Here is a 16,797-nt window from a genome sequence, read left to right as displayed (position 1 = left end):
AGGGCAGCGTATGAACTCGCAAGCGAACGCGCTGGCGCAATCATCCACGCCGGTATCCGCGCCGGCATTGGCCCCGGCCGGCGCCGCCGAGCCGAGGCAGTACCTGACGTTCATGCTGGGCGGCGAGATCTACGCGGTCGGTATCCTGGCGGTGAAGGAAATCATCGAGTACGCCGGCCTGACGCCGGTGCCGATGATGCCCGCAGCGATTCGCGGCGTGATCAACCTGCGCGGCGCCGTGGTGCCGGTGATGGACCTGGCCGCGCGCCTCGGCCGCAAGGCCAGCGAGATCACCAAGCGCACTTGCATCATCATTGTCGAAGTGGCGCAGGGCCAGGCGGACGGGCAGCATGTGATCGGCGTGATGGTGGACGCCGTCAACGCGGTGCTGGAGATTGCCGCCGCCGACATCGAACCGGCGCCGGCTTTCGGCGCGCGCATCCGCAGCGATTTCATCGCCGGCATGGGCAAGGTCAACGGCAAGTTCGTGATCCTGCTGGACGCTGCGCAGGTGCTGTCGGCGGACGAGATCAGCGCGCTGGCCTCGACCGGCGAACGCGCCCTGGCAGCCGAAGCCTGAACCCTGCCCTCGATCGAACGCCATGACCCCGACCGCCATCAGCGACCACGAGTTCGCCCAGTTCCAGCGCTTCATCTTCGACGCTGCCGGCATCACGATGGCGCCCAGCAAAAAGGCGCTGGTCAGCGGGCGCCTGTCGAAGCGGCTGCAGCACCACCGCGTGAACTCCTACGGCGAGTATTTCAAGTTGCTGTCCAGCGGCCGCGAGCCCGGCGAAACCCAGTTCGCGGTGGACCTGCTGACCACCAACGAAACCTACTTCTTCCGCGAGAACAAACACTTCGACCTGCTGCGCAAGGTGGCGCTGCAGGCGCGCGAGGGCGGCCGGGGCATGCGCGTCTGGAGCGCGGCCTGCTCCACCGGCGAGGAGCCGTACAGCATCGCCATGGTGCTGGCCGACGTGCTGGAAGAGCGGCCGTGGGAGATTGCCGCATCCGACATCAGCAGCCGCGTGCTGCGCAAGGCGCGCTTCGGCCACTACCCGATGGAACGCACCGGCAACATCCCGCACAGCTACCTGCAGCGCTTCTGCCTGAAGGGGCTGGACCAGTACGCGGGCACGCTGCTGGTGCAGCGCCCGCTGCGCCAGCGCGTGCAGTTCCTGGAAGTGAACCTGAACACCGCGCTGCCGCAGCTGGGCAGCTTCGACGTGATCTTCCTGCGCAATGTGCTGATCTATTTCAGCGCCGAGACCAAGCGCCAGGTGGTGGCGCGCGTGGCGCAGCAGCTCAAGCCGGGCGGCTACCTGTTCATCGGCCACTCCGAAAGCCTGAACGACATCAATGGCGACGTGGCCATGGTGGCGCCGTCGATCTACCGCAAGCCGTGAGCCCATGAAAGACTGGTCCGGCCACACCGCGCTGGTGGTGGAAGACAGCGCCGTGCAGCGCGCCGGATTCAGTAAGCGCCGTGCGGCAGCTGGTGGTCCAGGTCCAGGAACTGCTGCGTGAGCCAGCGGCCCGCCGGTCCCGGCTCCTCGTCGCCGCGATGGATCACGAACAGCGGATACTGGAACGCCTTGCCGTCCGCGATATCGAGCTGCACCAGGCGGCCGCTGGCCAGGTCGTCGTAGATCATGGCGTGCGGCATGCTGCCCCAGCCCAGCCCTCCGCGCAGCAGCGCATGCTTGGACGCCAGGTCGCCCAGGCGCCAGTTGCGCAGTCCCAGCACGCCGAAGTCCTTGCCGGCGGTGAGCGAGCTGCGGTCGGTGAGCACCAGCTGCATGTGGTCGCGCAGCGCCGACACCGGGATCTTGCCCTCGATCTTGGCCAGCGGATGGTCCGGCGAGCACACCGGCATCATCGTCACCTCGCCCGCCGCGCGGCGCTCGATGGCGTCCGGCGGCGCGATCACGCCGCCGCAGATGCCGATGTGGCAGACCCGCTCCAGCACCAGCTGCGTTACCGCACCCAGCGCCTCGGTGCGCAAGCGCATCGCCACGGTGGGGAAGTGCTGCTGGAAGTCGTTCAGGATGCGCACCAGCAGGCAGGTGGGGAACATCACGTCCACCACCAGCGACACCTCCGCCTCCAGCCCGGACGACAGCGCCTTGGCGCGCGAGCGCATGCTGTCGACCCGCATCGACACGGCGCGCGCGTCCGCCAGCAGCGCGCGGCCGGCCTCGGTGAGCGTGGGCTTGCGGTTGCGGCGGTCCAGCAGCGCGATGTTGAGCTGCTCCTCCAGGTTGGCGATGGTGTAGCTGATGACGGACTGCGTGCGGTGCAGCGCGCGCGCCGCATGGGCGAAGCCGCCATGGTCGATAACGGCGATGAACACGCGCAGCTGGTCGAGGGAAGGGTGGCCGGGATCTCTCATGATCTAAAAAATCGATGCTATCGATTGAAATTTACAGTATTTCATCGATACTAAACCCGTTTTATGATGCATGCAATCCCAACCGGGTCCCACTTAGGTTCCACATCTTGAAGGAGCAGCATCATGGCAAACGTACTTTACATCAACAGCAGCGTGCGCAATTCCGGTTCCCTGTCGCGCCAGCTGTCGGCTGAATTCATCGCCAAATGGAAGGCCGCCAACCCGTCCGACACCATCGTCGAGCGCGACCTGGCCGCCAACCCGGTGCCGCACCTGACCGAGCAGATGATGGGCGCCTTCTTCACCCCGGCCGAAGCGCGCAACGCCGAGCAGGCCCACACCGTGAAGACCTCCGACACCCTGGTGGCCGAAGTGCAGGCGGCGGACGTGATCGTGATCGGCGCGCCGATGTACAACTTCTCCGTCAGCTCCACGCTGAAAGCCTGGATCGACCACATCGCCCGCGCCGGCGTCACCTTCAAATACACCGAAACCGGCCCGGTCGGCCAGCTGACCGGCAAAAAAGTCTACGTGTTCACCGCCACCGGCGGCGTGTACAGCGAAGGTCCCGGCGCCGCCTACGACCACCTGAGCACCTACCTGCGCGCCGTGCTGGGCTTCCTGGGCCTGACCGACATCACCTTCGTGCAAGCCGAAGGCGTGGCGCTGGGCGAGCAAGCCGTGGCCGACACCCTGGCCAAGAGCCGCAAGTCGATCGACGAGCTGGTCGCCGCCTAAGCAAGCTGAGCCGCATTCGGGGTCAGACCCCGAATGCGGCTCAGGCCGCTGACCCCGAATGCGGCTGAGGTCGCTTGTAGGAATCCGTGGTGTTTTGTAGGAAATCCGGGCAGACGGTATGATGGGGCTATCGCGCCACGGAGCCTGCCCATGAAACGCAAACTGCACCTGCTTGTCATCGACCCGCAAAACGATTTTTGCGACCTGCCTGCCGCTTATCTGCCGGAGAATCCGGCCACCAAGGGCCTGCACGCGCCCGCGCTGCCGGTGCCCGGCGCGCACCAGGACATGCTGCGCCTGGCGGGCCTGATCGACCGCGGCCGCCACGGCTTGACGGCCATCAGCGTCACCCTCGATTCCCATCACCGCTACGACATCGCGCATCCCACCTTCTGGCTTAACGCGGAGGGCGCCGCGCCCGAAGCGTTCACCCAGATCACCGCCGCCGACGTGCGCGCGAAAAAATTCCTGCCGCGCGATGCCGCCGCCTTGCCGCGCGCGCTGGCCTACCTGGACGCACTGGAACAGGCCGACCGCTACCGCCTGATGATCTGGCCGGTGCACTGCGAGATCGGCTCCTGGGGCCACAACGTGCACGAGGACGTGCGCTCGGCCTACAACCGCTGGGAAGACGCCTCGCTTGGCACCGTCGCCAAGATCGCCAAGGGCGCCAATCCCTGGACCGAGCACTATTCCGCCGTGATGGCCGAGGTGCCCGACGACGCCGACCCGGACACGCAATTGAACCGCACCCTGATCGACCGCCTGGCCGAGGCGGAGCTGGTCTATATCGCGGGTGAAGCCGGCAGCCATTGCGTCAAGGCGACCACCGAACATATCGCCGCGCAGTTCACCGCGCGCTTCGGCGAGGACGGCCGGCGCCGCCTGGTGCTCATCACCGACTGCATGAGCCCCGTGGCCGGCTTCTGCGACCAGTACCAGGACTTCCTCGAAGAGATGGAAGAGAGCGGCGTGCGCCTGGCCCAGTCGGGCGACGTGCTGCAGGAGCTGCTGCTCAACGCAGGCCGCTGAAGCGATTGGAGAATAACTTGATGATCCCCGTGGTACGCAGCCTGCTTGAAACCGATCTGTATAAATTCAGCATGTGGCAGGCTTTGCTGCATGGCCATCCGGGCGCGCACGCCGAGTATGAATTCCTGTGCCGGAACACCACCGTGTTCCCGCTGGCCGAACTGGCCGATGAAGTGAACGCGCAACTGGACCACCTGTGCGCCATGTCCTTCGCCGACGACGAGCTGGATTACCTGCGCTCGCTGCGCTACATGAAGGCAGACTTCGTTGACTTCCTGGCCGTGTTCCGCTTCCAGCGCAAATTCATCCACGTGGAAGTGAAGGGCGACTCGCTGGCCATCACCGCAGCCGGGCCGCAGGTGCATGTGATGGGCTTCGAGATCTTCGTGCTCTACATCGTCAACGAGCTGTATTTCCGCCGCTTCGACCAGGAGGCCGCGCTGGCAGAGGGCCGCGAGCGGCTGGTCGACAAGATCGCTTCGCTGAAAGCGTTCGGCCTGCAGCCCGGCCTGCGCCATCCCTTCGAATTCTCCGACTTCGGCCTGCGCCGCCGCTTCTCCGCGGCGTGGCACGACGAGGTGGTGCTGCGCCTGGCGGCCGAGGTGCCGCAGTACTTCAAGGGCACCTCCAACGTCTACCTGGCCAAGCGCCTCGGCATGGTGCCGATCGGGACCATGGCGCACGAGTACATGCAGTCCTTCCAGGCTTTCGGCGTGCGCCTGCGCGACTTCCAGAAGGCGGCGCTGGAGGACTGGGTGCAGGAGTACCGGGGCGACCTGGGCGTGGCGCTGACCGACGTCGTGGGCATGGACGCCTTCCTGGACGACTTCGACCTGTACTTCGCCAAGCTGTTCGACGGCCTGCGGCACGACTCGGGCGACCCGGTGGTGTGGGGCGAGAAGGCGCTGGCGCACTACGCCGCGCTGCGCATCGACGCCAACACCAAGCGCCTGGTGTTCTCGGACGGCCTGGACCTGCCGACCGCCTTCAGCCTGTACCGCCACTTCGCCGGCCGCATCATGACCGGCTTCGGCATCGGCACCAACCTCACCAACGACGTCGGCCTGACGCCGCTCAACATCGTCATGAAGCTGGTGCGCTGCAACGGCCAGTCGGTGGCCAAGCTGTCCGATTCGCCGGGCAAGACCATGTGCAAGGACGAGACTTTCCTGGCTTACCTGCGCCAGGTGTTCCATCACCCGGCTTGATTTTCCAGTTTGGTTCGCATTCAGTTCGCGGCCTTCTGGAAGCGCATGCGGTAGTCGCCGGGGGTGACGCCCAGGCGGCGCTGGAAGGCGCGCCGCAAGCCGTTCGGGTTGCCGAAGCCGCTCCACGCGGCCACGCGCTTGAGCGGATTGGTGGTGTCCTCCAGCAGGCGCCGCGCGGCGTCGATGCGCGCGCCTTCCACGAAGTCGGCCGGCGTCATGCCGGTGTCCTGCTTGAACTGGCGCGAGAAATTGCGCGTGCTCATGCCGGCGCGCGCCGCCATGTCGTCCACCGTCAGCGCTTCGGCCAGGCTGGCCAGCACCCATTCCTGCACTTCCCGTATCGCGCTGCGCTCGGACGATTGCGCCGCCAGGTGCGCGCTGAACTGCGATTGCCCGCCGGGACGCTTGAGGAACATCACCAGTTCGCGCGCCGTCCTCAGCGCCACTTCGCGGCCATGGTCTTCCTCCACCAGCGCGAGCGCCAGGTCCATGCCGGCGCTCACGCCGGCGGAGGTGTAGAGCGCGCCGTCGCGCACATAGATCTGGTCCGCCTCCACGTGCACCTTGGGGAAGTCGCGCGCCAGCCTGGCGGAGCTGTTCCAGTGCGTGGTGACATGCTTTCCGTCCAGCAGGCCGGCGCGCGCCAGCAGGAAGGCCCCGCTGCACACGGAGCCCAGCCGCCGCACCTGGCCCGCCTGCGCGCGCAGCCAGTCCAGCAGCGCGGCCTCGTCATCCACAGCGTCGATATGCGGGCTGCCCGCCACCAGCAGCGTGTCGATGCCGCCGGCGACGGCGTCCAGCGCCACGTCCGCGTGGAACACCATGCCGTTCGACGCGCGCAGAGGGCCTGCCTGCGGCGCCACCAGTTCAAGCCGGTAGGCGTCCGGCCGGCCGGTGTGGCGGGCGGCCTCGTTGAACACTTCGATGGGGCCGACCGCGTCCAGCATCTGCACTCCGGGGAAGACCAGCACGGCGATGCGCATCGTGAGCTCCTGTGAAATTAGGCACTGAGCAGCTTACCGGAAAACAGGGCGTGCAGCGTGCGTACCAGCAGGATGGCGATGGCGGCCGTGAGGAAGGACAGCAGCACGGCGGCCAGCACGGTGAGTACGCCGCTGCCGGTGGCGCCGGCGTACTTCAGCGCGGCGTTGGCCAGGGCGGCCAGCGGGAAGCCGATGGCCCACCAGGAGGCGGCAAACGGCACCGATGGGCGGAACACGCGCAGCGACACCACCACGAAGATGAACAGGCCGAAGTAGAACAGCATGGAGGCGAACATGTCCACCTGCTGCACCAGGTTGATGTAGGCCAGGAAGCCCACTTCGAAAGGGGCGACCAGTATCATCAGCGACGGCGTCATGCCCGCCGGCAGCGGTTCGCTGTGCACCAGGCGCGAGAAGATCAACACGAAGAACACCACGGCCAGCACGCCGCCGATGGCCACGGCCAGCAGGTTGGCTTCGTGGGCCCAGGCCATGGGCATGGTGGCGCCGGTGACGGCGATGTCCAGCGTAGCCACGCCCGGAATCAGCCAGGCGGGAACGGCGCTGCCCGGCCCGGCATTCCCCCGCAGCAGGCGGCCGACCACGACGAAGCTGAGCGCGATGGTGGCCACCACGCCCAGCGTCCACAGGGCCTGCTGCAAGAAGGCGCTGTAGACGTCCACCACGGCGGACAGCAGCAGGAGGGAGATTGTGATGGTGCCGAAGAAGTTGCCGGCCACCGGGTGCATGAACTCCTTGCGCACGGTGTCCGGGTAGCGCACCGCTTTGACGAGATAGCCTGCGGCCATTACCACGAACGCGAGGAGGGCCAGTACGCCGATGCCGTGAGCGATGGCGATATCGGCGCCGAAGGTGGCGGCGGCGAGACGCCAGGCCAGCGCCAGGCCGGACAGCCCCATCACCGAGGCGAACAGGTTGACGGGCAGGTGCTGGATGGATGAGCGGCTGGCGGGCAGGGCGGCGTTGCCGGTGTTGGTGCCGGTGGCGGCTTGCATGGGGACTCCGTTGCATGGGTTGCGATGAGTCCATTATCGGCCGCGCCATCGTTGGCTGAAAGCGATCCAAAGCATCACTTTCAGCCAAATTGGGCGCGATGCCGGCCATGCCCGCCGGGTGCGCCGGCGTTGGCCGAAAAAGGCGCCAGCCTGGCCGTTACCGGCGCTGCGCGCGCCTTACGCGGCGCAGGCGCCGCGTTGCACAATGCCCGCTTTTACAGGGGACTATCATGGCTTGGATTTACCTGGCGATTGCCGGGCTGCTGGAAATTGCGTTCGCGCTGGGGATGAAATGGTCGGAGGGATTCAGCCGGCCGCTGCCCGGCGTGGCGACCGCCGTGCTGGGCGTTGCCAGCATATGGCTGCTGTCGGTTGCGCTGCGCTCGCTGCCGGTGGGCACGGCCTACGCGGTATGGACCGGTATCGGCGCCGTAGGCACGGCGCTGGCGGGCATCCTGTTCCTGGGAGACGCCGCAACGCCGGCACGCCTGGCCTGCCTGGCCCTCATCATTGGCGGCCTGGTAGGCCTGAAGCTGGTCTCCTAGGCGTCGATGGCGTTGTGGCGGCGCAGGATGGCTTCGGCCTGCTCGCGCTGTTCGTCGTCCAGCACGTCCACGCTCAGCAGCGCGACCGGGCGTGGGCGCCGCTCATCGGTTTTGTCCGCGTCGTCCGGGGTGAGGGAATTGAAGATATTGTCGACCGCCGACACGGTGGTGCTCTGCGCGAACGAACGGTGCGGCGCCAGGTTGAGGGCGGCGGCGGGGAAGCCTGCGGCCAGCAGCGCGCTGCGGGCCGCTTCGGCGTCGTCCTGCGACATGAAATTGCGGTGGATGGTGGTGGCCATGACGGCGTGCTCCTTGAATCGATGCGTGATGGCGTATTGTGTGCGAAAGCGGCGCGCTGCGTCGCCGCTTTCGCAGGGGGGGGCTTAAGTTGGCTTAGAAGCCGGTGACGACGGTTTCGGTATGCTCAACCTTGGGCGGCTGGGCAAAGAAGCCGCCCACCAGCGCGCGCCAGGCCTGGAAGTCCTCGCTGCCGCGGAAGTCGACGGTATGGTTCTCCAGCGTGGTCCAGTTGATCACCAGGTGGTAGGTGTCCGGACGCTCGATGATGCGCTCGAGGCGCATCGCCTCGCAGCCCTTGGCGCGCTTGAACAGCGGCACCGCTTCCTTGACGGCTGCTTCGAACGCGGCGTTGGTGTCGGGTTTGATCTGAATTTCGGCGACTTCGTAAATCATGGTCAGGTCCTCTGGTTGGCAATCCAACCATTTTGCCCGAAAGCACAAAACCATGCAGGCCGCTGAGCTAATACCAGATGCTCAAGGCGGCCTAGCCGCCAAAGGCCGGCCAGGATCAGGGCGATCCGGTTCCAAACCGTCCTGCTTGCACTGTTCAAGGTAGTGCTGGACCGACGCGATAAATGCCTCCTTCAGGCCGCTTACCGTGTCCGCTTCATAAGTGACGAGATCTCGAATCTGAAGAAGCCTTCCAAACAAACAGTCATCTTCAAGGCTTACTTCTACAGAACCTGTGTATCCGCCATAACTTAAGTAGACTTCGCTCATGTATGCTCCTTGATGGCGACACCATAGCTTCTTAACGCTGCAATAACCTGCTTCATCATATAGCGCTTCACAATATTGCCGGGAGGTGGTCGATGCAGGTGAATTTTTTGACCTTGCGAAGACACGAAAGTTCTGCGCGATCCGCCGCTGCCAGAGGTCTCTACAAAGCCCAAACTCGCCAGCACGGCCACTAACTCTTGCCATGTGAAGTCTTGCAAGCCCTGCGTGAAGCGCCGCAGTAGCTTGGCCGTCGTGTTCATGAATGTAGTCTCTCGGACTTGGATTCATGAACAATAACGGCTAAGTCTACTTGGCTGTTTGATAGAGATTAAGCGCTGGGCCGGTTGGCCGAGGCTGTCAAGCGAATGCTATTGGCGGTTGCCGCCGCTGCGGGGCGTAGCGGGCTTTTCCAGGCCTTGGCGCAGGGCGTCGGCGTTGCAGTCGCGCTGGAAGCCTTCGGCGCGCTGGTCTTCGGTGCAGCCGCCGGACAGCAGGTCGTCGGTGCGGCCGGCGGACTGGCTGTTGCCGGGCACGGCTGCGTCACGGATGCCGGACTGGCTGCTGCCGCCCGTGGCGCCTGCGCCCATGCTGCCGGCGCTGGTGGTGCCCGAGTGGGTTTGCTGCTCGAATTTGCGGCGCCGTGGTTCGTATGCGTCCATGATGGTCTCCTCCTTCTGGTTGCACGTGGGTATGAGGAGTATAGGACTCGCGCCGGGGATGTCCAGCAAAATAGATTCAGCTATAAATCAAGCTCTATCCAGGTGGGCGCGTGGTCGCTGGGCTTCTCCCGGCCGCGCACGTCGCGGTCCACATTGGCCGCTTTCAGCTTGCCAGCCAGCGCCGGGCTGAGCAGCAAATGGTCGATGCGCAGGCCGGCGTCGCGGCCGTAGGCGTTGCGGAAATAGTCCCAGAATGTATAGATGCGCTCGCCGGGATGCATGGTGCGCAGGGCGTCGCACCAGCCTTGTTCGAGCAGCCGGTGAAAGGCTGCGCGCGTTTCCGGGCGGAACAGCGCGTCGTCCACCCAGCGCTCGGGCTTGTACACGTCCAGCTCGGTGGGCATGACGTTGAAGTCGCCCGCCAGCACCACCGGCGCGCCGGTGGCCAGCAGCTCGGCGGCACGCGCGGTGAGGCGCTCGAACCATTTCAGCTTGTAGTCGAACTTGGGACCGGGCGCGGGGTTGCCGTTGGGCAGATACAAGCAAGCTATCACCACGCCGTTCACCGCCGCCTCGATGTAGCGGCTTTGCGCGTCTTCCGGATCGCCCGCCAGGCCGCGCCCCACCTCCAGCGGCGCCTTGCCGCGCGCCAGGATCGCCACCCCGTTCCAGCTCTTCTGGCCGTGCCAGATGCATTGGTAGCCGGCTTCGTTCAGCGCCGCCTCGGGAAATTTTTCCTGCGGCGCTTTCAGCTCCTGCAGGCAGGCGACGTCGGGCCTGGTTTCGGCCAGCCACTGCAGCAGGGCGGGCAGGCGGCTGGTGATGCCGTTGACATTGAACGTGGCGATGCGCATGGCCCCTCCGCAGTCGTATGGAGCGTCTATTGTGACTGCAAGCGGCCAGGTCTGCCGCACGCTTTCAACGGCGGCGCTGCATCAATCGCACGGCAGCTGCACCGGGTCGATGCAGTAGGGCCGCTCGCGGTAGTCGAAATAGTCGAAGTCTGCGTGCAGGCCGCTGCCGGCCATGTCCTGGCACGCCATGCCGACAAAGGTGCCGGTGAAGTTGGGCTGGCCGGGGGCGTTGGCTTCGTCCGACAGGATGCTGGCGTCGAATTGCTGCGGCAGCCATTGCCACTCGCCGCCGTCCCCGTCCACTCGGTACCCGAAGTACAACCGCTCCTCGTCCACTTCCACGCGCAGCTGCACCGGCACGCCCGGCGGCAGCGCAACCGGCGCGGTGAAGGCGTCCGCCTGCACGTGGTTGGGCAGGCTGCTCATCACGCGCAGATGCTTGCCGACGGCCTCGTCGTGCGTGATGTACAGGTAGTGGAACTTGGCGCCGCCGTAGTAGCACACCAGGCCGGCCTGCTGCTGGTAATGCTCGGGCTCGAACTCCACCACGGTGGACGCGCTGTAGCAGTGCGCCTGCTGGCGGCGCGCTACCAGCGCCTGGCGGAACTGGCTGCCCAGGCTTTCGCGGCCGTACAGGCGCAGATGGCCGGGCCGCGCGGTCAGGCTGAACAGCTCTTCCGGCCATGGCGTGCGCAGCCACTGGAACGCCACCGGCAGTTCTGCCGCGTCGAACTCCTCGCGCGCCGGCGCGGCGGCGAAACGGTGCTCCGGCAGGCCCGGCGCGGCGGCCTGCAGCTCGGGCGTGCCCTGGCCGTCGGCGCTGCGCAGCCAGCCGTCCTCGCCCCACACCATGGGCTGGATGGCGGTCTCGCGTCCCAGCGTACAGGTGCCGCGATTGCGCAGCGGCCGGCCGCACAGGTACACCATGTAAGTCCGGCCGTCCTGCGTGTCCACCAGGTCGCCATGGCCGGCGCGCTGCAGCGCCGCGTCGGGACGGTGGCGCGCACTGAGGATGGTCTGGTCGGGATGCAGCTCGTACGGCCCATGCAGGTTGCGCGCGCGCGCCATCGTCACGCCGTGGTTCCAGCCGGTGCCGCCCTCGGCGGTGAGCAGGTAGTAGCAGCCATTGCGCTTGTAGAGGTGCGGCCCTTCGGTCAGCCCGTGCGGCGTGCCCTTGAAAATGTTTTCGCGCCGGCCGATCAGCCGGCCTTCCTGCACCGAGTACTCCTGCGCCACGATGCCCGCGAAGCGGTTGCTGCCGGGGCGGTGGTCCCACAGTTGGTTGAGCAGGTATTTGCGGCCGTCGTCGTCATGGAACAGCGAGGGGTCGAAGCCGCTGCTGTTGAGATAAACCGGGTCGGACCACGGGCCTTCGATCGAGGGGCTGGTGACGAGGTAGTTGTGGAAGTCGCGCAGGGACGCGCCGCCGCTGGCGGCGCCGGTGGACGTGCGCCCGTAGCGCTTGACGTCGGTGTAGATCAGCCAGAACAGGCCGTCCGCATGGCTCAGGCAGGGCGCCCACACGCCGCAGGAATCCGGCGCGCCCAGCATGTTGAGCTGGCTGGCGCGCGTGAGCGGACGGGTGAGCAGGCGCCAGTTCACCAGGTCGCGCGAATGGTGGATCTGCACGCCCGGATACCATTCGAACGTTGAGGTGGCGATGTAGTAGTCGTCCCCCACCCGCACGATGGACGGGTCGGGATTGAAGCCGGGGAGGATGGGGTTCTGGATCATTGCTTGAATCTACGCTGGTTTCGTGATGAGGGGAGTTTGCTCAGGCTCGCGCACCAGGCCCCACAGCAGCACGGCCGCCAGCAGGTCCAGCACCGCCAGGCTGACGAAGAACGGCGTGTAGCCGACGCTGGAAATCAGGCCGCCGATCAGCAGCGAGAACAGCAGCAGGCCCAGGTTGCCGAAGGTGCCGCACATGCCGGCCACGGTGGCCACTTCATTGCGGCGGAACAGGTCGGACGACATGGTGATGACGGTGACGGACAAGGTCTGGTGCGCGAAGCCGGCCAGGCTGAGCAAGGCGATCGCCGCATACGGGCTGTCCACGAAGCCGACAAAGGCCACGCCCATCATCATGCAGGCGCCCAGCGTGAAGGCGCTGCGGCGCGCGTTAATCAGCCGCACGCCGCGCTTTTGCAGCGCCAGCACCACCACCGGCCCGAACAGGCAGCCCAGGTCGGCCGCCAGGAAGGGCAGCCAGGCGAACATGGCGATCTGCATCAGGTCGAAGTGGCGCACCGTGGTCAGGTACAGCGGCACCCAGAACGACAGCGTGCCCCAGGTGGGGTCGGCCAGGAAACGGGGCAGGGCGATGCCCCAGAAATTGCGCATCTTGAGGATGCTGGTGATGGACGGGCGCTTGCCGTCGCCCTGCAGGTGCTGTTCCTGGCCGTCGCTGATGTGCTTCGCCTCGGCGGCCGACAGGCGGCGGTGGCGCGCGGGCGCTTCGTACAGCAGCAGCCAGGCCGCCACCCACACCAGGCCCAGCGCGCCGGTGATGACGAAGGCGGACTGCCAGTTGTAGTGCAGGATGGCCCACACCACCAGCGGCGGCGCCAGCATGGAACCGAACGAGGCGCCGATATTGAAGATGCCGCCCGCCAGTCCGCGCTCCTTGGCCGGGAACCATTCGGACACGGCCTTCATGCCGGCCGGATTGGCCGATCCCTCGGCCAGTCCGAGGAAGCCGCGCAGCCAGGCCAGCGCCTGCCAGCTGGTGGCCATGCCGTGCGCCATGCAGATGACCGACCACGCCGCTGCAAACATGGCGAAACCCCATTTCAGGCCGATCACGTCCAGCACGTAGCCGCACAGCGGCTGCAGCATGATGGCGCCCTGGAACGCTGCCGTGATGTACGAGTATTCCTGGGTGGTGATGTTCAGTTCAGTCAGCAGCGTCGGCGCTGAGACGGCCAGCGTGCTGCGTGTCAGGTAGTTGATGACCGCGCCCAGCATGATCAAGCCTATCATCCACCAGCGGAGTCCTTTGATCTTGGAGATAGCCATGTTTGCGCAACCATAAATGTGACAGGATAGGAACCATACCATAATATCGGCGTGATGCCGAGAGTAATGATTGCGCTATCTTGTTGTGCGCCAACGAGGCTGCGAAAGTGCCCGCCAGGGCGGTGGCGGCGAGCATGGCGGCGGTGTGAACGCCCACTGCGGCCAGCGCCAGCGCCAGCGAGCCGGAGGCGGTGATCTGGCGGGCGGGGATGTCGCTGAGGCAGAGGGGGATCAGGGCCGGCACCAGCATCAGGCCGGCGCCGTGCGCGGTGGACATCATGCAGGACCACAGCGCCAGCGCCGCCTGGCAGGCGGGCCTGCGGCGCCGCAGATGCGCGGCAGCAGCCAGCACCGTCAGCACCAGCAGCGCGCCCGCCAGCGCCTGCAGCATGGCGCGGTCCACCGACATGCCCAGCATTGCCGCAGCGGCCACCAGCGCCACGGAAGCGGTGTGGCCGGCCGCAATCGGCAGCAGCGCGCGCATGCCCCGGGCGGCGGCGAAGGCCCAGCCGGAGGCGGGATTCAGCCCGTGCAGCGCGCCTGCCCCCGCCACCGCCAGCCACGGCCATAGGCTTTCCATGCCGCCTCCGCATGCCCGGGTGGTCCGCGCGTCAGGCCTGCGCGTGGCAGCAGCCGGCGGCTGCGTTCGCGTTGGCGGTCCCCGGCGCGGACTCGTACAAGTCATGGTGGCGCACCCAGGCCATGGTGTCGGCCAGGCCTTCTTCCTGGCGGCCCATCGGTGTCAGGTCCAGCAAGGCATAAGTGTGCATCATCACTTCCACGCCGCGCCCGTAGGTGGAATAGGTGCGGTAGATCCGTCCCGCGCCGTCCTTGTAGAACACGCTGATGCCGGGCGCGTCCGGGTGGGGAAAGGGCTGCATGGTAAAGTTGTAATCGACCTCGCCGTTTGCCATCTCCTCCGGCTTGAAGCTCACGTGGAAGTCGTAGTTGAAATCGCCCTCGCCGGACGAGACCCACTGGAACTGCCAGCCCATGCGCTGGCGGAAGCGTTCGATGTCCGCTATCGGCGCGCGCGAGACGGCCACGAACGCCAGGTCGCGCTGGGCCAGGTGCGGCAGCGCGCCGTCCGTGTGGTCCGCCATGTAGGAACAGCTGCGGCAGCCTTGCGCCGCACCGGGCGTGAACATGAAATGCTGCACCATCAGCTGGCGCCGGCCTGCGAACAGGTCGGCCAGCGTGCGCTGTCCGTCGGGCGTGTCGAACACATAGTTCTTCTCCACGCGCACCCACGGCAGCGCGCGGCGTTCGCGGGCGACTTCGTCGTGCAGGCGCATCAGTTCCTTTTCGCGCGCCAGCAAGGCCTTGCGCGCGCTGGTCCACTGCTCATTGCTTACAACAGGATGGGTAAGGTTATCGTTCATGATTTGCTCCTTGGTTTTTGGGCCGGCGCACTGCGCGCACCTTGCCGCTGCCACCGCCGCCGGCATAGAAAAGGTCCGCCCCGTCCGACTCGAGCCCGCTGATGTTCACGCCGGCCGGCATTGCCAGGCACTCCAGCACGGCGCCGCTGTCAGGGTCGACGCGGCGGATTTCGCTGTCGTCGCCCTCCCAGGTGGCGTGCCACAGTTCGCCGTCCACCCACGTGACGCCGGTGACGAAGCGGTCCGAGCTGATGCTGCGGATCACCGCGCCGGTGGCGGGATCGATCTGGTGGATCTTGCGGTCGCGGTACTGGCCCACCCACAGGCTGCCTTCGGCCCAGGTCAGGCCCGAGTCGCCGCCCTGGCCGGGTGCGGGGATGGAGGACAGGACATTGCCGGTGGCGGGGTCGATCTTGTCGATGCGGTCTTCCGCGATCTGGTACAGATAGGTGCCGTCGAAGGCGGTGCCGGCGTCGCAGGCGCGCTCCAGCGTGCGCGTGGTCTCGCCGCTGGCGGGATCGAAGGCGATCAGTTTGGCGCCGGTGGCGGCCCACACGCGCTGGCCGTCATGGGTGACGCCGGCGATGCTGCCGGCGCCTTCGAACGGGCCGTACTCGCGCACGATCTCGGCCGCTTGCGGGCTGGGTTGCTTCTTGCTGGTCATTGCTGTCTCCTGGTGTCGCGCCACGGACCGGCGCCGCAAGAGAACTTTATGCCATTGCCAGCGCGGCGGGGAGTAACAAGATTGTCGTGTATCCGGCCAGCGGGGGCGCCAGCCAGCGGCAGGTGCGCGCTTTGCCGATGGAACGCACGCGCCCCTCGGCCTCCAGATCGGCCAGCGCGCGCTGCACGGTGCGCTGGCTGGCGCCCAGGGCCATCGCCAGGGCCGAGGTGGACCAGGCCGCGCCGTCGGACAGCAGGGCCAGCAGCGAGGCCTGTTCGCCGGCGATGGGCGGCGCCAGCACGGCCACGGCGCGCTCGCCGTGCGGCTGGAGGATGAAGCCGCGCGGCGTGGCTGCGATGCGCGCCACATCTTTGACGAGCGCGCGCAGGCGGCCGATTTCCACGCGCAGGCGGGCGCGGTGGGTTTCGTCGGGGGCGTGCGTGTTGAAGGCGGTGGCGATCAGGGATTCGCGGTCGAGGTCGGAGGGCCAGGCTTCGGCGAGCGCGCGGGCCAGGGAGAACAGGACGGGGCGGTGGGCCAGGGAGTGCCATGCGCTTGTGTCCCCGCCGGTGCCGATGGCGCGGCGGCAGGCGTCCACCACCAACGCGTCCGAGGCAAGCAGGGCGGCTACTTGGTCCAGCCGCAGCAGCTGTTCGCTGCCTGCGGAGAGGCGGCGTGCGGCCGGGCGCTCCAGCGCCGCCTGTGCTTCCGCCACTTCCGCCATCAGCGCCGGCACGCGGGCGCGGCCGGCGGCATGGCCTGCGCGGGTGAGCGCGGCGCGGGCCGGGTCCATGCTGAGCGAACGCAAGGCCAGTTCCGCTGCCGCCAGCTCGGCCACCGCGGCCAGTGCGGGCGGCAGGCCTTGCGTGTCGATGCGCGCCAGCGCGGCGGCGGCCTCATCGAGACGGCCCAGCAGCAGGAGCTTGCGCGCGGAGACCAGGCGCGCTTGCAGCGCGTTGGCGCGGTCGGCATGCGCTTCCAGCGTGGCGATGGCGGAGGTCAAGGCGCGCGGCGAACCGCTGAAGTCGCGCACGGCCAGCGCCACTTCGGCCTCGGCCACCACGCAGCGCGCGCGGGACAGTTCCTCGTGCGCGCCGAAGCCGCGGGCGGCAAGCCGCAGCAGTTCACGCGCGCGCGGATGCTCGCCCAGCTGCGCCATGGCGATGCCGCGCAGAGCCAGTGCAGGCGGGTCGTCGCGCAGGGCAACGCGTTTGAGCGCGCCGAGAGCGTCTCCGGCAGCGAGGGCACGCGCGGAGGCGGCGATCAGGGAGTCCATGCCGCTA

21 protein-coding genes are annotated in these 16,797 nt (G+C 67.1%); 6 read left to right on the top strand and 15 right to left on the bottom strand.

Annotated elements, in window-relative coordinates; genetic code table 11:
• Positions 1-10: 10 nt before the first annotated feature.
• Positions 11-580, top strand: coding sequence for a chemotaxis protein CheW (locus AC56DV_RS23565; RefSeq protein WP_496316654.1), 570 nt, complete (start codon positions 11-13; stop codon positions 578-580).
• Between the two features lie 22 nt (positions 581-602).
• Positions 603-1,409, top strand: coding sequence for a CheR family methyltransferase (locus AC56DV_RS23560; RefSeq protein ID WP_496316653.1), 807 nt, complete (start codon positions 603-605; stop codon positions 1,407-1,409).
• Positions 1,410-1,477: 68 nt separating this feature from the next.
• Here AC56DV_RS23560 and AC56DV_RS23555 read toward each other — a convergent pair whose 3' ends face one another.
• Positions 1,478-2,395: a LysR family transcriptional regulator gene (locus AC56DV_RS23555; RefSeq protein WP_496316652.1), complete on the bottom strand. Its 918-nt coding sequence runs from the start codon at positions 2,393-2,395 to the stop codon at positions 1,478-1,480.
• Positions 2,396-2,518: 123 nt separating this feature from the next.
• Here AC56DV_RS23555 and AC56DV_RS23550 point away from each other — a divergent pair, with 123 nt between their 5' ends.
• From AC56DV_RS23550 to pncB, 3 genes are all read left to right on the top strand, one after another.
• Entirely contained in the window at positions 2,519-3,133 is a 615-nt protein-coding gene (locus tag AC56DV_RS23550) for an FMN-dependent NADH-azoreductase (RefSeq protein ID WP_496316651.1), read from the top strand.
• Positions 3,134-3,283: 150 nt separating this feature from the next.
• The gene (locus AC56DV_RS23545; RefSeq protein WP_496316650.1) at positions 3,284-4,165 is read left to right on the top strand and encodes a cysteine hydrolase family protein; all 882 of its coding nucleotides are present in this window, start codon (positions 3,284-3,286) and stop codon (positions 4,163-4,165) included.
• A 20-nt stretch (positions 4,166-4,185) separates the two neighbouring features.
• Positions 4,186-5,373, top strand: a complete 1,188-nt coding sequence (gene pncB / locus AC56DV_RS23540; RefSeq protein ID WP_496317276.1) for a nicotinate phosphoribosyltransferase — start codon at positions 4,186-4,188, stop codon at positions 5,371-5,373.
• 20 nt (positions 5,374-5,393) lie between these two features.
• Here the strand turns inward: pncB and AC56DV_RS23535 are convergent, their stop codons facing one another.
• Positions 5,394-6,356 (bottom strand): GlxA family transcriptional regulator, encoded by a 963-nt coding sequence (locus AC56DV_RS23535; protein ID WP_496316649.1) that lies wholly within the window; start codon positions 6,354-6,356, stop codon positions 5,394-5,396.
• Positions 6,357-6,373: 17 nt separating this feature from the next.
• Entirely contained in the window at positions 6,374-7,372 is a 999-nt protein-coding gene (locus tag AC56DV_RS23530; protein ID WP_496316648.1) for an SLAC1 anion channel family protein, read from the bottom strand.
• 230 nt (positions 7,373-7,602) lie between these two features.
• On the opposite strand from AC56DV_RS23530, the gene AC56DV_RS23525 reads away from it, so the two are divergent.
• Positions 7,603-7,917, top strand: a complete 315-nt coding sequence (locus AC56DV_RS23525; protein ID WP_496316647.1) for a DMT family transporter — start codon at positions 7,603-7,605, stop codon at positions 7,915-7,917.
• On the opposite strand, the gene AC56DV_RS23520 is transcribed toward AC56DV_RS23525, so the two are convergent.
• The 12 genes from AC56DV_RS23520 to AC56DV_RS23465 all read right to left on the bottom strand — a co-directional run bounded on the left by AC56DV_RS23520 (position 7,914) and on the right by AC56DV_RS23465 (position 16,790).
• On the bottom strand, positions 7,914-8,216 hold the full coding sequence (locus AC56DV_RS23520) for a hypothetical protein (protein ID WP_496316646.1): 303 nt from the start codon (positions 8,214-8,216) through the stop codon (positions 7,914-7,916). The two genes, AC56DV_RS23525 and AC56DV_RS23520, sit on opposite strands and share 4 nt — an antisense overlap.
• Positions 8,217-8,310: 94 nt before the next feature.
• Complete coding sequence (locus AC56DV_RS23515; RefSeq protein WP_496316645.1) at positions 8,311-8,610, bottom strand: antibiotic biosynthesis monooxygenase family protein; 300 nt, start codon at positions 8,608-8,610, stop codon at positions 8,311-8,313.
• A gap of 81 nt (positions 8,611-8,691) precedes the next feature.
• Positions 8,692-8,937 (bottom strand): type II toxin-antitoxin system HicB family antitoxin, encoded by a 246-nt coding sequence (locus AC56DV_RS23510; protein WP_496316644.1) that lies wholly within the window; start codon positions 8,935-8,937, stop codon positions 8,692-8,694.
• Positions 8,934-9,197 (bottom strand): type II toxin-antitoxin system HicA family toxin, encoded by a 264-nt coding sequence (locus AC56DV_RS23505; protein ID WP_496316643.1) that lies wholly within the window; start codon positions 9,195-9,197, stop codon positions 8,934-8,936. The genes AC56DV_RS23510 and AC56DV_RS23505 overlap by 4 nt, the downstream gene beginning before the upstream one ends.
• Before the next feature lie 108 nt (positions 9,198-9,305).
• Positions 9,306-9,596: a hypothetical protein gene (locus AC56DV_RS23500; protein WP_496316642.1), complete on the bottom strand. Its 291-nt coding sequence runs from the start codon at positions 9,594-9,596 to the stop codon at positions 9,306-9,308.
• An 80-nt stretch (positions 9,597-9,676) separates the two neighbouring features.
• Positions 9,677-10,450: an exodeoxyribonuclease III gene (gene xth, locus AC56DV_RS23495; RefSeq protein WP_496316641.1), complete on the bottom strand. Its 774-nt coding sequence runs from the start codon at positions 10,448-10,450 to the stop codon at positions 9,677-9,679.
• Between the two features lie 81 nt (positions 10,451-10,531).
• Entirely contained in the window at positions 10,532-12,184 is a 1,653-nt protein-coding gene (locus tag AC56DV_RS23490) for a glycoside hydrolase family 43 protein (RefSeq protein ID WP_496316640.1), read from the bottom strand.
• 9 nt (positions 12,185-12,193) lie between these two features.
• Positions 12,194-13,432: an MFS transporter gene (locus AC56DV_RS23485; protein WP_496316639.1), complete on the bottom strand. Its 1,239-nt coding sequence runs from the start codon at positions 13,430-13,432 to the stop codon at positions 12,194-12,196.
• Positions 13,347-14,048 carry a hypothetical protein gene (locus AC56DV_RS23480; protein WP_496316638.1) on the bottom strand — a complete coding sequence of 234 codons (702 nt, stop codon included), beginning with the start codon at positions 14,046-14,048 and terminating at the stop codon, positions 13,347-13,349. The genes AC56DV_RS23485 and AC56DV_RS23480 overlap by 86 nt, the downstream gene beginning before the upstream one ends.
• Positions 14,049-14,079: 31 nt before the next feature.
• Positions 14,080-14,850 carry a DUF899 domain-containing protein gene (locus AC56DV_RS23475; protein ID WP_496316637.1) on the bottom strand — a complete coding sequence of 257 codons (771 nt, stop codon included), beginning with the start codon at positions 14,848-14,850 and terminating at the stop codon, positions 14,080-14,082.
• A complete protein-coding gene (locus AC56DV_RS23470; RefSeq protein ID WP_496316636.1) occupies positions 14,840-15,514 on the bottom strand; it encodes a Vgb family protein in 675 nt (224 codons plus the stop codon). Before AC56DV_RS23470 ends, AC56DV_RS23475 begins: the two co-directional genes overlap by 11 nt.
• 46 nt (positions 15,515-15,560) lie before the next feature.
• Positions 15,561-16,790 carry a helix-turn-helix domain-containing protein gene (locus AC56DV_RS23465; RefSeq protein WP_496316635.1) on the bottom strand — a complete coding sequence of 410 codons (1,230 nt, stop codon included), beginning with the start codon at positions 16,788-16,790 and terminating at the stop codon, positions 15,561-15,563.
• Positions 16,791-16,797: the final 7 nt, after the last annotated feature.

This window comes from Massilia sp. BGA-UO-ETr-WB1 (assembly GCF_059567845.1).
Note: the sequence above shows the minus strand (reverse complement) of the source record. Positions and strands in the feature narration are given on the sequence as shown.